The organism is Chloroflexus islandicus (assembly GCF_001650695.1).
GTDB classification, from domain to species: Bacteria; Chloroflexota; Chloroflexia; order Chloroflexales; family Chloroflexaceae; genus Chloroflexus; species Chloroflexus islandicus.
The window spans coordinates 1-12,978 of record NZ_LWQS01000078.1; the positions used below are offsets into that span (position 1 = coordinate 1).

Consider the following 12,978-nt stretch of genomic DNA (forward strand, 5'->3'; position numbering starts at 1 on the left):
TGGGGGCAACCCCTCCCCCAGCGGGGGAGGGGCCGGGGGTGGGGGCAACCCCTCCCCCACTTACACCCCACCATAACAAACCCTCTGCGCCCTTCGCGTCCTCTGCGCCTTTGCGTTTGAATCCTTTGCGTTCTTCGCGCTCCTCTGCGCCTTTGCGTTTGAAGCCTCTGCGCCTCTACTTCTGGATCAGGCTTTCGTCTTTGTTCTTCTCACCCTCTTCCAGCAGCATGATCGGGATGCCATCCTCGATCGGGTAGCGGTAGCCGTTGCGCCGGTTCACCAGCCACTCCTTGCCGTTCGCATCCACCATCAGCTCAACCGGCCCCTTGTCGCCGGGGTCAGCCAGCATGCTGAGCAGTTCCGGGCTAATGCTCCCCCGCTGCCCGCCATTGGCAGCCGGATTGTTATTCGTTGCCGGAGTCAGGTCAAACACGCTGTCCTCCTGATATTGGCGCACGGCCCGGAAGATGGCAATCGCCAGCCCGATCACCGCCGCAATCCCCAATACGCGCAACACGTTCTTCATCGCTTCCTCCTCATCTCAATGTACCCGATCTATCACTGGCAGCTTCGTTTGCCTGCCCTATTTCCCCGCTCCCTACCTCCCTACTTCCCCCATTGTACACGACTTTGCCGGCGTTGCCGCGGCGGTTCCTCGTCGTACCACGGCTGCGGCGGCTGATCAGGCCCATACCACACCAGCAGCCGTCCGTGCGGCGCGCCGTCGTTGCCGGTGGTGATTTCGAGAAACGGGTAGCGTTGGCGTGGTCGCCGCATCGTCTCTACGTCAAACACCACATCAGTCCACGTGCCGACATTGATATAGCGACGGCCATTGCCGAGATCGATCACTCGCGCCACGTGGGTGTGCCCGCACACAAACAGCCGGTCGTCGCGGTACGCTGGCTGGCGGGCCAGCAGCGCAATGTCGCGCGCAATCTCGTCGTTGAAGGCGGCCACTTCGCGACTCGCTTGCCGGCGTGCTTCGTCGCGCACCTGATCAACCATCTCCGGCAGATCGCCAACCGCTTCGGCAGCCGCGCCAAACTGGCGTGCAATCGCCTGATGCCGCGCCACTCGTCGCCGGCGCAACGCCGCAATCGGCGGCCACAGCACGATTAACGGCGAACGTTGCAGCCATTCGTCCGGTTCGCTTGATAGATGGTGCGGCGGCGCCCACGCCGTGACTTGCAAAAAGCCGATCACGCCGCGGGTGACAAACCGCCGCGCCGCCGGGTCGCGCAGCCGTTGCAAGCTGATTAAGTACCAAAAAAATGCCGATGACGGTTTGATGTTGTCAACCAGCGGCGCGAGCGGAAAGGGGTCTTCTTCCAGTTCGTTGATCACCTCTTTGACCAACTGGGTGCCGCGCACCACCTCAAACGGTTCGCTGATGCTGGCGAAGTTAACGAACCGGTTCCACCGGTCGAATTGGTTGCCATGCACAATGTAGACGCCGCCGCCGTGATAGCTGATCCCAAACCGCAGCCGCGGATCATCCGGCGGCAGACCAAGCGTTTCCCGCAAGGCCTCCTTGGCTGCCGGGTAGTGCAGCTCAAAGTCGTGGTTGCCGATCAAGACCGTCAGTTGGTTGCCGGTGTGCTGCACAAACCGGCGCAGCGCCGCAAACACGCCCGCATGCGCGGCCATGATCGCTTGCAAGCGCCGGGCAGCGGCCCGTTGCGACCATTCATCATCGGCCACGTCGGGCAGGCTGATCTGCAAAAACTCGAAGGTGTCGCCGGCGAGGATCAGTTCGGTCGGTTCGCGCCCAACGTAGTGATCGAGAAAGGCGATCAACGCCTCATCATCGCAAAAATCGTCACGCCGGTCGCCGCCTCCTAGATGCAGATCGCTGAGTACGATCCGCCGGCGTTGGGTATCAATCTCATCTGGCCCGATCGGCGGTGTGGCGTAAGGAGTGGGCCGGATGCGCACCCGCCGGAAGCGCAACACGATCCAGCGTAAGGTCAACAGGAGCGTAATCGCAATAGTGAGTCGAATCAGCAGCGTGAGCAGCCAGATGGCGATCCGGCGCGCAAAGCGTGCGGCAGAGTCGATTGGACGCACAGGCCGGCGGGTTGGGTTGTCCGGTCGCATCCGCATGCTGCTATCCTCTGCCATCTTCGCAACGCACCATCATTCGGGATGTTTCAGCTTATGGGTGCCGATGGCACTGCCGCACACCATGTCGAGCGCCGCGCGTTGCCGCCCCAGCGCCAACTACTGCCCATTGCAACACCGCAATCACTGCCCAAAGCTGCTCCTTTGAGTAGCGGAAAGAAATTTGGTCGATCACAACCGTTGATCGCTATACAATGCCTCGAAGCCCGGTTCTGCGCTCCCCTCTCCCGCGCCAGTGGGAGAGGGGTTGGGGGTGAGGGCCATCAGCCCGCGCATCGGGCTTCGTATCCCTAGTTCTAGATCAGATGTTCTGTTCACCCTCTCCCCGCCAGTGGGATAGGGGCTGGAAGTGAGGGCAAACCAGCTCATCGCAAAGCCATCAACCACATCTATGCTCATGCGTTCTGTCCGGCCCACTCCCTACTCCCTACTCCCTACTCCCCACTCCCTGCACACGCGCCGCGCGCACAAACGCCGCCATCAATCCCGTGTCCTTCTGCCCATCCCGCTCCACGCCGCTACTGACATCCACCCCCAGCGGATCGACCGCCGCGATCGCTTGCGCTACATTGTCCGGCGTCAACCCGCCGGCCAGCAACACCGGCACGCGCCGGGCCAATTGCGCGGCCCGCTCCCAATCGGCCCGTTGGCCGGTGCCGCCATACGCCCCGGCGACGTGCGCGTCCACCAGCGCCGTCAACGCCGGTAAGCCGGGGCCGGTCGCCGGCCCTGCTGCCGCGATCCGCGCCAGCCATGCCGTTTCATTCGCGTCGCCAGTCATGCGGATGGCCTTTAGCAGCGGCAGCTCTAATGGGTTGGGAAAATCAGCCGGCTCATCGCCGCTCAACTGAATCGCTTCCAACCCTGTGGCCAGAGCGATCTGGCCGATCACGTCAGCCGTTTCGTTGACAAACAACCCCACAATCAACGGGCGCGGCGGCGGCAAGGCTCGTACCGCCGCCGCAATCGCCTGCGCTTCCGCCACCGTCACGCGCCGGCGGCTCGGCGCAAACACCAACCCGATCAGATCGGCGCCGGCAGTGGCGGCTGCCAGCGCCAGATCGATCGTGCGCAGACCACAGATTTTGATCAGCCTACTCACTCGTCTTCAGGGTGTAATAGACGCGGCGATTCCGGGTGGTGCGCTCAAGCATGCCGTGATGAATGGCTTGCTTGAGCATCGTGCGGTTCTCTTCCGTAGTGCGCGGCATGCTATGTTGCTTGCGCGCCGCTTGCAATGCGCTCAACAGTTGCTGGAAGGTGGCCGGCTTGCCCAGCGCCTGCACTGTGTTGCGGAATAGCTCCCACTCTTCGACGCTGAATTCGAGTGTGAGGTCAACATGACCAGCGCTGCCATCAGTAACCGGCTCAGCAGCGACCGGCTCAGCGGCGACCGGCTCAGCGGCGACCGGCTCGGCGGCGACCGGCTCAGCGGCGGCGACCGGCTCAGCGGCGGCGACCGGCTCAGCAGCAGCGACCGGCTCGGCGGCGACCGGCTCGGCGGCAGCGACCGGCTCGGCGGCGACCGGCTCGGTAGCGACTGCGTCCTCAACCGGGGCCGCCTCGCTCTCAGCCGCAGCTTTGCGTGACCGCCGGCGGCGGCTCCGGCTCGGCTTGGCCGGCGGTTCGCTGCTGGCAGCCGGTTCTGCTGGGGCGACCGGCGCCGGCAGCTCCTCAACCACTGGCGTTTCAACCGGTGCGAGCAGCTCCTCGATTGCCGGCAGCGCATCCGGCGCCGGCAGCTCCTCGATTGCCGGCAGTTCAGCGAGCGACAGCGCCTCCTCAATGACCGGCAATGGTTCATCAAGTTGCGGCGGACTATACTCTGGCTCGTCCACCGGCTCTTCTTCCTCGCCAGCCTCAAGCCCGTCGTTTACCAACGCAGCCTCTTCACGGTTGCGATTATTGCGCCGGGATCGGCGGCGACGGCGGCGGCTGCCGGTTGGCGCGGCAGTCGCCGGTGCTTCCACCACCACGGTCTTCACCTCTTCGAGCACGACTGGGCTGATCTCGGCGATCTGCACCCCGCCGTTGCTGCCGACCGGCGGATCAAGCACCACCGGCTCAGGCGGCAATTCTTCGTTGAGCATGGGCGCAAACCGCGACAGCTTGAGCGGATCCTCACCCGGCAAGAAGACCTCGTTCACCGAACCTTTGGTGAAAATCTGCACCTTCCCGCGCTGCTCCGCGTCCATCACCAGATCTTTGAACTTGGTGTAGGGGCGTCCATTCAGATCGCGGTACCGGCTCTCTTTGAAATCGCCTCCCATCAGCTCTTTCATCAGCATCTTGAGCGAGCCAAGGGTGGTGACATAGCCACGCTTGCGGGCCAGATGGATCGCCTGCACCAGCACCTCGTAGATGTCCGGTTCGGCGGGTGGCGGCGCAACTGGTGCAGCAGGCGTTGCCGGCGCGGCAGGCGCCACTGGTGCGACCGGCGCTACCGGCGCCATTGCTATCTCAGCCGCTTCAATCGCGCGGTTCAATTCGGTGGCCCGGCTGGCAATCGCCGTGGCGGCGGCGCTCGCGTTCGGCTGGCGGCCAATCAACTGCTCGTAGAACACAAACTCGTCGGCGCTTTGGGCGAGATGGGTGCTGGCTGCGCCGCCAATGCCGATAATGTAGACCTCTTTGCCCTGTTGGCGAATGCTATGCACCAGTGGAATAAAGTCACGGTCGCCGGTCACGAGCACAAACCGCCCGACGTTTGGATGGAGGAAGAGGGTTTTCATCGCGTCGATACACAGATTCATATCGACGCTGTTCTTGATTGCGCGCCCGGTGCGCCCGGCATCTTTATCGTAATAGTACGTGGCTACGTAAATTGGTTCGATGGCGTTGGCATAAAGCGCGCTGGTAATGCGAGGGTACCGGTACCAGTCGGCGTAGGCGCGTGAAATCACGACGCGGCCGAGATCGTTGCAGCGGTCCATGATCGCTTCGAAGTTGGGGGTAGCGTTGAGCTTGTCGCGCACGCTCACATAAATGTTCTCGAAGTCGATGAAGACCGCGACATCAGGTCGCTTTTGGTCGTACATCGTTGTCTGATCTGCTCCTGTTGCATGTAGGAGAGGGCGGAGCGCGGAGCATGCATCGACGCCAGCTCACGCAAGACACAAGGTGATAATCCTGCCGCACAATCCAGTAGCCAATGCTTGTGTACCCTGAGCAGCATCGGCATACGTTGCGTTGCGGAGATGATCATTGCGAGTTGCGGAGCAATGCGCCGGTATGTTCACGCGAACCAACCTCACAAGGTTTGGCTTGAATCGCGAAAGAAATTCACTACAGTCGTCGAGAAGGGGCTATCCCGCCAGACAGCGCCTGCTCTTATTGCTACTATAGCATCAGCGCGTCACCTTCGCAACCGGTATCGGCGCGAATCTGCCGGTTTCACCCAGAATCAGGCTGTAGGCCAGCATGTGGCTGCGCAGGGTGTCGCGGTCACGTTGGCCGCTGAGGTAGCCTAACCATGCCTTGCCCATCAGCCGGATCATGCCTACAGCGACCAGCAGGCGGTATGCGCGCTGCATTGCCGGCGATGCAAATTTATCCATATAACGCGCCCGCGCCCGCCAGAGCGCCACTTGCATCCGCCAGCGGAATTGGCCGGTCGCCGCCCCGCCCACGTGAATAACCCGCGCCGCCGGGACTTGCCAAATCGCCCATCCCGCCTGCTTGATCCGCCGGCACCAATCGATCTCTTCGCAGTACATGAAGTAGCCTTCATCCATGCCGCCAACCTCGGCGATGGTGCTGCTCCGCACCAGCATGCACGCCCCCAACGGATAATCGATCGGGAAGGGTTCTGTGCCGAGTTCCGCCGGGTAACGTCCGTGCCACCACGAGTCGTACAACCGTCCGGGCAAGACTTCGCCCGGCGGGAAGAGATCGAGCGCCGTCGTGATCAGATCGGGGAAGCGAAACGCCGCCCGTTGCAGCGTGCCATCAGGGTTGAGCAACCGCGGTCCCGCCACCCCAACCCGCGGGTGAGCGGCCAAGAACGCCGCCATCGCCTCAATCGCTCCCGGCAACACCTCGGTATCGGGGTTGAGCACCAATATCGCCCCGCAGGTCTCTGCCAGCAAGCCGATCCCTTCGTTGCACGCGGCGGCATAACCGGGGTTGTCAGGCCGTTCCCGCACCGTCACCGCCGGAAACTCGCGCCGCACCAGCGCGACGCTCTCATCTCGCGAGCCGTTATCCACCACCACAATCCGCAGCGGCAACGTGCATGCCTGCAACGACGCCAGACAACGCCGCAGCAAGGGAGCGGTATTATACGAAACGACGACAACGCCAATCGGCGACAAGGTGTGTTCCATAGCGGGCCGATTGTAGCCGCGCCCCGCTAAATTTGCAAATCTCACCGCAACCCCTCCCCCAGCGGGGGAGGGGCACGGGGTGGGGGCTACCGGTTTATCGCCGAGCAAGAATAGCCACGAAACGACGCAAAAGGCACAAAAAGAGCAGATGTTGCGTCTTTTGTGTCGCTTTGTGGCTATTCCTACCACCCCTCCCCCCCGCTGGGGAGGGGGTTGGGGTGGGGGCGCATTCCCCCTCTCTGCGCCCTCGGCGTCCACTGCGGTAAAAACCAGCTCCCCCTCTCCCGCCATCAGGTGGGAGAGGGGGCCGGGGGTGAGGGTGACGAAAAACCACCCAACGCCCGACCACCTCCAATTGCTTGCGTCGTTTGTGTGTCTTTGTAGCTCTTCCGCGATGAGTAGCGGCTCCCGCCCTCGCGGGAGATTACTTCGGGGGCTCCGCCCCCGCGCAATGACAACCAGCGCAGTGGCGTTTCCTCCCACAACCCCCTTCGTGCCGTTTGTCATAGCCCCCCTCCCAACCTCCCCCCGCTGGGGGGAGGAGTCAGATTCCCCTCCCCCAGCGGGGGAGGGGCACGGGGTGGGGGCGCATTCCCCTCCCCCAGCGGGGGAGGGGCACGGGGTGGGGGCAACATCCATCCTTTGCGCCCTCTGCGGAGCCGGATAGCCGTCCGGCTCTACAGCGCCTTTGCTTGCTCTGCGCCTTTGCTTGCTCTGCGTCTTTGCGTTAACCGGCTTTGCGTTTTGGTATTACAATGGAGACGGTGTTCGCTACTGTACGATTGACAGGTCTACCATCTATGATGCTGGATTTCGCCATCGATCTCGCCTATCGCGCCGGTGCGCTGATCCGCGCCGGGGCTGAACGTGATATCAGCTACGAACCAAAACAACACGCCGATGTCGTCACCGAAGTTGATCGGGCCAGCGAAGCCCTCATCGTCGGCGCCATCCGTGCCCGCTACCCCGACCATGCCATCATCGCCGAAGAGGGCAGCGGCGTTAGCATGTCCTCGCCCTACACGTGGCTGATCGACCCCCTCGACGGCACGCTCAATTTCTTGCATGGCCTGCCCATCTTCGCCGTCTCGATCGCCCTGCTCGCCTACAACGAACCGCTGCTCGGCGTCGTCTACGACCCGATGCGCAATGAACTCTTCTACGCCGAACGCGGCCACGGCGCCTTCCTCAATGGCCGCCGCTTGCGCGTCTCGCAAACGCCGGTGCTGGCCCGCAGCCTGCTCAGCAGTGGCTTGCCTTATGATCGCTTTGAACAGCCCGACAACAATCTGGCCGAAATGACCTATCTGGCGATGCTGGTGCAAGACATTCGCCGGCCCGGTTCAGCGGCGCTCGATCTCTGCGCTGTCGCTGCTGGCCGCACCGATGGCCACTGGGAACTCGGTCTCAAGCCGTGGGATGTCGCTGCCGGCGGTTTGATCGCGCTCGAAGCCGGCGCCACCATCACCGACTGGCAAGGCGGCGTCTGGCGTCCCCTCGCCGGTGACCGGCTCGTCGCGACCAACGGTCTCATTCACGCCGAACTGCTCGCTGCGCTGGCCGCCGCGCGCCGCAATCGCACCAATGGGTAAGCGCTGCCTATGGCATACTATCAACGCGAACTTGCTCCCAACCTGCCGCCGCTCAGCGCGCGCCGCCCGCTCATCAACGAGTATTTTCTCTCGGCCTATACGATGAGCATCTATACCGGCTGCGAGTTGGGGTGCCCCTATTGCGATAGCTGGGTCTATAGCGAACGCCCGCTCAACGAAACGATCGCGATTCCGGTTGATTTGCCCCAGCGTCTCGCTGCGGCATTGCCGGCTATTGATCGCGGCGACCTGATCGCGATCAGCGCGCTCAGTGATCCCTACCAGCCTGCCGAGCAGACCTATCGCATCACCCGGCAGGTGTTGCAGCTCTTTGCCGAACATAACCAGCCGTGTCTGGTGATGACCAAAAGCCCGTTGATCTTGGAAGATCGCGCCTTGCTGCAAAAGATCAACGAGCAGAGCTTGGCCATCGTGGTCACGACTCTGCTCACGCTCGATCATCACCTCGCCGTGCGGCTGGAGGGGCGCGCGCCATCGCCGCAACTACGGCTTGAGATGGTGGCTGAACTGAAGCGGGCGGGCATTCCGGTCGGGGTGGCGATCTTGCCGATCATGCCGTACATCAACGACAGCAATCTCAATCTCCGCCGGGTGTTGCATGCTTGCGCCGAAGCCGAGGTTGATTTCGTCGTCTGGGATTACCTGCATATTCCGAACGAACGCCACCGCCACCGGATCAACGTCCTGCTGAGCCAGCTTGGTTCGTATCCGCCGCGCTATTACCGCGACATTTACCGCGATCAAGCAACGGTCAATCCGGTCTACCGGCACGATCGCGACCACGAACTCTTAGCCCGTTGCGATGAGATGGGGTTGGCGCCACGCGCGCCGCATCGCCTCTTTGCCGGCAAACTCTCGTCGCGCAATGAAGCGGCGTTGCTCTTGCGCCATGCTGCGTTTCGCGATCGGGTGCAGGGCCGCGAGCGGCTGGCTCAGCTCCATCGCGAATTGGCCGATGCCGTTTATCGCGGTCGCTACCGCGCCGCCGACCTGCGCCAAAGCCCGCTCTACCCAACGCTGGGGCCGCTGCTGGGGTTATCGGCCACGACCTGATCGGCCTGCTGGCGCAGCCGTTCGTACAACTGGCGGCGCAACTCGCGCAACCGTTCTTTGTAGCTGGTGGTGGTGATCGGATCCGTCCACATCACCAGCGCGTCTTCCTGATTGTCGATATAGTAATGGGCGCGCTGGCCGACCGGGCGGAAGCCATATTTCAGGTAGAGGCGCTGGGCGGTCAGATTGCTCACCCGCACCTCAAGCGAGAGGTATTGCGCGTTCAGTTCGTATGCGCCATCAATGAGCGCATTGAGGATCAGCTCGCCGACGCCGCGCCGGCGGTGCGGCGGGGCGACGGCGATGGTGGTAATGTGGCCGCTCGTCTCATTCAGCCAGATGCCGCCGTAACCCACGATCAGGGCGCGTTGGTCTGGCGATGGCCCAATCAGGCCAAGCCGTTGCAACATGCGCAGCAACAGCGGATAATCAGGTTGCGGCGGTGTGCCGTTTGGCGGGCGCGTATCGGCGCGGGCGACCACGTAGCGGCAGGCTTGCCGGTTTTGAATCTCGCGCCGGTACGTCTGCGCCGACCATGGCGTCATCTGGCTCTGCCGTTCGATCACTTGCACAGCCGGGATGTCATCTTCGCGCATCGGCTCGATGAAGTAATACACCCCCGTCGCCTCGCTGTGTGATTACTGTTCTTACGGTTGCACTGGCCGGGCCGATTCGACGAACAAGATGCTCTGGTAGGCGCCATCCTTCCCAAAACCGCCGCCGGTCTGGAAGGTGCCGGTCACTTCCACTAGCCCCCATACGAAGCTGTTATTCGGCCCAACCGTCAGCAGCGCCGACTGATCAGGCGGAAACTGCTCGACCCAGATCGCGCCGCCGACCGGCTGTGGGCTTGATCCGTCCTCTTCAGTTGAGATGCCCTCGGCCAGCACATAAATGATCGAATTCCAGAAATAGTACGCTTGCGTCGTGACCCGTTGCCCCTGATATTGCTGCGGATTGCGCAACAATTCAAAGAACGACACCTTATCGGGGCCAAGCGGGCGATCGGCGAGGCGCTGTTCGACGCGGCGGATGCGCTCAATCGGCTCGGCGCTGCTGACGGTCAACAAGAAGCGGTATGCGCCGCCGGGGCCATAATTGCCATTCGCCTCGAAGCGACCGCGCACGCGGACAAAGCCGTACACCGCGTCACCCGGCCGGTGCAGATGTTCGGTCACTTCCGCCGGGAAGCCTTCCAGCCAAATCGCTTCGCCGATCGGCTGCGCATCGAGACCATTGTCAAGCGTGCTGACGCCGACAGCCAGCACCGATAGCGACGGATCGCCCGGTCGCCACACGTATGCCCCGTCAACCGTCACTTCACGCCCGGCATAATTGCCCGGTTGTGCAGTCAATTGCTGCACGAACAACGGCGTCCCTAGGGTTGGTTGGGTAGCGCAGGTTGCCAATGCAAGCAAACTCAGGCCAAGAACAAGCAAGAGCAACGTGGCTCGCCGGAATGAACGAAGCATGCAGTTTCATCCTCCTCAGGATGGTGCGTAACGTACAGCGAGCGCGCAACAACACGGGTACGCGCTCTGGTACCTTCGCCGATTATAGCAGATGCAATACCGCTCTTCAACTCACCGACTCGCGGCAAAAGTCTTGACAGCAGGGGTATCGATCAGTATGATGAGGATTATCTAATGGATTGATGATCCATAGTTACAATATTCTGTTCGCATATCGCCGGTGAGGACATCTTCTCGGCGCCATGCACATTAACAACTGCATAGGAGGCTACCGTGACAGAGCTACTCTGGGCCGTCGTCGCCCTGCTTGCAGGGTTGGCCGGCGGCGCCGGCATAGGCATTTGGTGGGCGAACAATGGGGTCAGCTCACTAGTGCAACGCAAAGCTGCCGAGGCGCGGCTCTTGATCGAAGAGGCGCGTTCCCAGCAAAAAGAAATTCTCTTGCAAGCCAAAGATGAGGCGTTGCGGTTGCGTAACGAGGCCGAGGCCGAATTGCGCGAGTCGCGCCAAAGTCTGCAAAAGCAAGAAGAGCGGCTGCAACGGAAAGAGGAAAATATCGATCGCAAACTCGAAGGGATCGAGCGACGCGAGCGATTGATCCAGCAACGCGAGCGCCAAATCGAACAACTGGCGCAAGAAGCGGAACGGCTCAAGCGCCAGCAAGCGCAGGAGCTCGAGCGCATTTCGCAGTTGTCGCGCGATGAAGCGCGGTCGATTATTTTGGCCGAGGTTGAACGCGAAACGCGCGAAGATGCCGCTCGCCGCATCCGCGAACTCGAACAGCAAACGAAAGAAGAGGCCGATAAGATTGCCCGCAAGATTATCGGCTTGGCGATTCAACGCTGCGCGAGCGATTACGTTGCGGAAATGACCGTCTCAACGGTGAATCTGCCCAGCGAAGAGCTGAAGGGGCGCATTATTGGCCGCGAAGGGCGGAATATCCGCGCATTCGAGCAGATCACCGGGGTTGATATTATTGTTGATGATACCCCTGAAGCGGTGACGCTCTCGTGCCACGATCCGGTGCGCCGCGAAGTGGCGCGGGTGGCGTTGCTGAAGTTGTTGAAGGATGGGCGCATCCATCCGTCACGGATCGAGGAGGTGGTTCACAAGACGCAGCTTGAGATCGAGCAGATTATGCGCGAAGAGGGTGAGCGCGTCGCCTACGAAGCGAACGTGCAAGGGCTTCACCCCGATCTGATCAAGCTGCTGGGCCGGCTGAAGTATCGCACCAGCTATGGCCAAAATGTCTTGCAGCACTCGTTGGAATGCGCGTTGTTGGCCGCGCATATGGCGGCTGAATTAGGGGCTAATGTGAATATTGCCAAAACGGCTGCGCTCTTGCACGATATTGGCAAGGCGGTCGATCACGAGGTGCAAGGCCCCCACGCGCTGATCGGCGCTGAAATTGCCCGCCGGTTGGGCCGTTCGCCGGCGATTGTCCACGCGATTGCCGCGCATCACTACGATGAAGAACCGCAAACCGTCGAAGCCTTTTTGGTGATCGCGGCTGATGCGATTTCGGGCGCGCGCCCCGGCGCCCGGCGCGAGACGCTTGATCTGTATATTAAGCGACTCGAAGCGCTGGAGACGGTTGCTACCTCATTCCCCGGCGTGCAACGCGCGTTTGCGGTGCAGGCCGGCCGTGAGGTGCGCGTGATGGTCCAACCCGATCAGATTGATGATCTGGCCAGTATCCATTTGGCGCGGAATGTGGCCAAGAAAATAGAGGAGAGTTTACAGTATCCGGGCCAGATCAAAGTCACGATTATTCGCGAAACCCGCGCAGTCGATTATGCGCGGTAGTCCACAGGCCAAATGGCGAAAAATTCCTCGCCATGTGGTCTGCTAACCACGATGCTGTGTGGTACAATTGCCATACACATCGGTTGTCGGCTATCAGGGTTCTTTTACACGAGGAGGCTGCGCCGGTATGAGCCTGGCAACTCCGCCCGATGATGCGAGCCGTCTATCTACCCTTCACCAACAGGAGGAAGCTATGAGCAACGCCCAGCCGCTAGAGCGGGCTGTCGGCGATGGCAGCGCCGCCCCCGCTCGTCAGCAGCGCAGTGCCGAGGTCCTTAAGGTCTCGACCCGCTCGCGGCCGAGTGCCGTTGCCGGCGCGATTGCCGGTGTTATGCGCGAGAATGGTTCGGCTGAGGTGCAGTCGATTGGCGCTGGCGCGACCAATCAGGCAATTAAGGCCGTCGCTATTGCCCGCGCCTATCTGAGCGAGGAGGGGATCGATATTGTTTGCATTCCGTCGTTTATCGATGTCGCAATCGATGACGAGGAACGCACAGCTATTCGTCTCTTGATTGAACGCCGGTAGCCTCCTGTGTAGTTCCGTCGTCGCTGGCGAGGCATCTCCGCTCCGGAGATGCCTCGCAT

The 12,978-nt window shown here is 61.8% G+C and carries 10 protein-coding genes and 1 pseudogene; 4 read left to right on the plus strand and 7 right to left on the minus strand.

The window, feature by feature from the left end:
• Window positions 1-175 precede the first annotated feature (175 nt).
• The 5 genes from A6A03_RS15425 to A6A03_RS15445 all read right to left on the minus strand — a co-directional run bounded on the left by A6A03_RS15425 (window position 176) and on the right by A6A03_RS15445 (window position 6,449).
• A complete protein-coding gene (locus tag A6A03_RS15425) occupies window positions 176-526 on the minus strand; it encodes a Trm112 family protein (protein WP_066790064.1) in 351 nt (116 codons plus the stop codon).
• A gap of 80 nt (window positions 527-606) precedes the next feature.
• A complete protein-coding gene (locus A6A03_RS15430; RefSeq protein WP_066790066.1) occupies window positions 607-2,106 on the minus strand; it encodes a UDP-2,3-diacylglucosamine diphosphatase in 1,500 nt (499 codons plus the stop codon).
• Window positions 2,107-2,551: 445 nt separating this feature from the next.
• A complete protein-coding gene (locus tag A6A03_RS15435; protein ID WP_066790068.1) occupies window positions 2,552-3,226 on the minus strand; it encodes a phosphoribosylanthranilate isomerase in 675 nt (224 codons plus the stop codon).
• Window positions 3,219-5,162 carry an NYN domain-containing protein gene (locus A6A03_RS15440; protein ID WP_066790070.1) on the minus strand — a complete coding sequence of 648 codons (1,944 nt, stop codon included), beginning with the start codon at window positions 5,160-5,162 and terminating at the stop codon, window positions 3,219-3,221. The genes A6A03_RS15435 and A6A03_RS15440 overlap by 8 nt, the downstream gene beginning before the upstream one ends.
• A gap of 309 nt (window positions 5,163-5,471) precedes the next feature.
• Entirely contained in the window at window positions 5,472-6,449 is a 978-nt protein-coding gene (locus A6A03_RS15445; protein WP_066790072.1) for a glycosyltransferase family 2 protein, read from the minus strand.
• A gap of 800 nt (window positions 6,450-7,249) precedes the next feature.
• Here A6A03_RS15445 and A6A03_RS15450 point away from each other — a divergent pair.
• The gene (locus A6A03_RS15450; protein WP_245669016.1) at window positions 7,250-8,041 is read left to right on the plus strand and encodes an inositol monophosphatase family protein; all 792 of its coding nucleotides are present in this window, start codon (window positions 7,250-7,252) and stop codon (window positions 8,039-8,041) included.
• A 9-nt stretch (window positions 8,042-8,050) separates the two neighbouring features.
• The gene (locus A6A03_RS15455) at window positions 8,051-9,115 is read left to right on the plus strand and encodes an SPL family radical SAM protein (protein ID WP_066790074.1); all 1,065 of its coding nucleotides are present in this window, start codon (window positions 8,051-8,053) and stop codon (window positions 9,113-9,115) included.
• On the opposite strand, the gene rimI is transcribed toward A6A03_RS15455, so the two are convergent.
• Window positions 9,070-9,732, minus strand: coding sequence for a ribosomal protein S18-alanine N-acetyltransferase (gene rimI / locus A6A03_RS15460; RefSeq protein ID WP_156525359.1), 663 nt, complete (start codon window positions 9,730-9,732; stop codon window positions 9,070-9,072). The two genes, A6A03_RS15455 and rimI, sit on opposite strands and share 46 nt — an antisense overlap.
• Before the next feature lie 30 nt (window positions 9,733-9,762).
• The gene (locus tag A6A03_RS15465) at window positions 9,763-10,587 is read right to left on the minus strand and encodes a hypothetical protein (protein WP_066790076.1); all 825 of its coding nucleotides are present in this window, start codon (window positions 10,585-10,587) and stop codon (window positions 9,763-9,765) included.
• Between the two features lie 198 nt (window positions 10,588-10,785).
• On the opposite strand from A6A03_RS15465, the pseudogene rny reads away from it, so the two are divergent.
• Both rny and A6A03_RS21005 read left to right on the plus strand, forming a co-directional pair.
• A pseudogene (gene rny, locus A6A03_RS15470) lies at window positions 10,786-12,393 on the plus strand (ribonuclease Y).
• A gap of 193 nt (window positions 12,394-12,586) precedes the next feature.
• Complete coding sequence (locus A6A03_RS21005) at window positions 12,587-12,919, plus strand: stage V sporulation protein S (RefSeq protein ID WP_066790080.1); 333 nt, start codon at window positions 12,587-12,589, stop codon at window positions 12,917-12,919.
• The last annotated feature ends 59 nt before the right edge of the window (window positions 12,920-12,978 follow it).

Coding starts and splice junctions, on each gene's coding strand:
- A6A03_RS21005 (WP_066790080.1), top strand. CDS start 12,587: ATGAGCAACGCCCAGCCGCTAGAGCGGGCTGTCGGCGATGGCAGCGCC.
- A6A03_RS15425 (WP_066790064.1), bottom strand. CDS start 526: ATGAAGAACGTGTTGCGCGTATTGGGGATTGCGGCGGTGATCGGGCTG.
- A6A03_RS15445 (WP_066790072.1), bottom strand. CDS start 6,449: ATGGAACACACCTTGTCGCCGATTGGCGTTGTCGTCGTTTCGTATAAT.
- A6A03_RS15465 (WP_066790076.1), bottom strand. CDS start 10,587: ATGCTTCGTTCATTCCGGCGAGCCACGTTGCTCTTGCTTGTTCTTGGC.
- A6A03_RS15450 (WP_245669016.1), top strand. CDS start 7,250: ATGATGCTGGATTTCGCCATCGATCTCGCCTATCGCGCCGGTGCGCTG.
- A6A03_RS15440 (WP_066790070.1), bottom strand. CDS start 5,162: ATGTACGACCAAAAGCGACCTGATGTCGCGGTCTTCATCGACTTCGAG.
- A6A03_RS15430 (WP_066790066.1), bottom strand. CDS start 2,106: ATGCGGATGCGACCGGACAACCCAACCCGCCGGCCTGTGCGTCCAATC.
- A6A03_RS15455 (WP_066790074.1), top strand. CDS start 8,051: ATGGCATACTATCAACGCGAACTTGCTCCCAACCTGCCGCCGCTCAGC.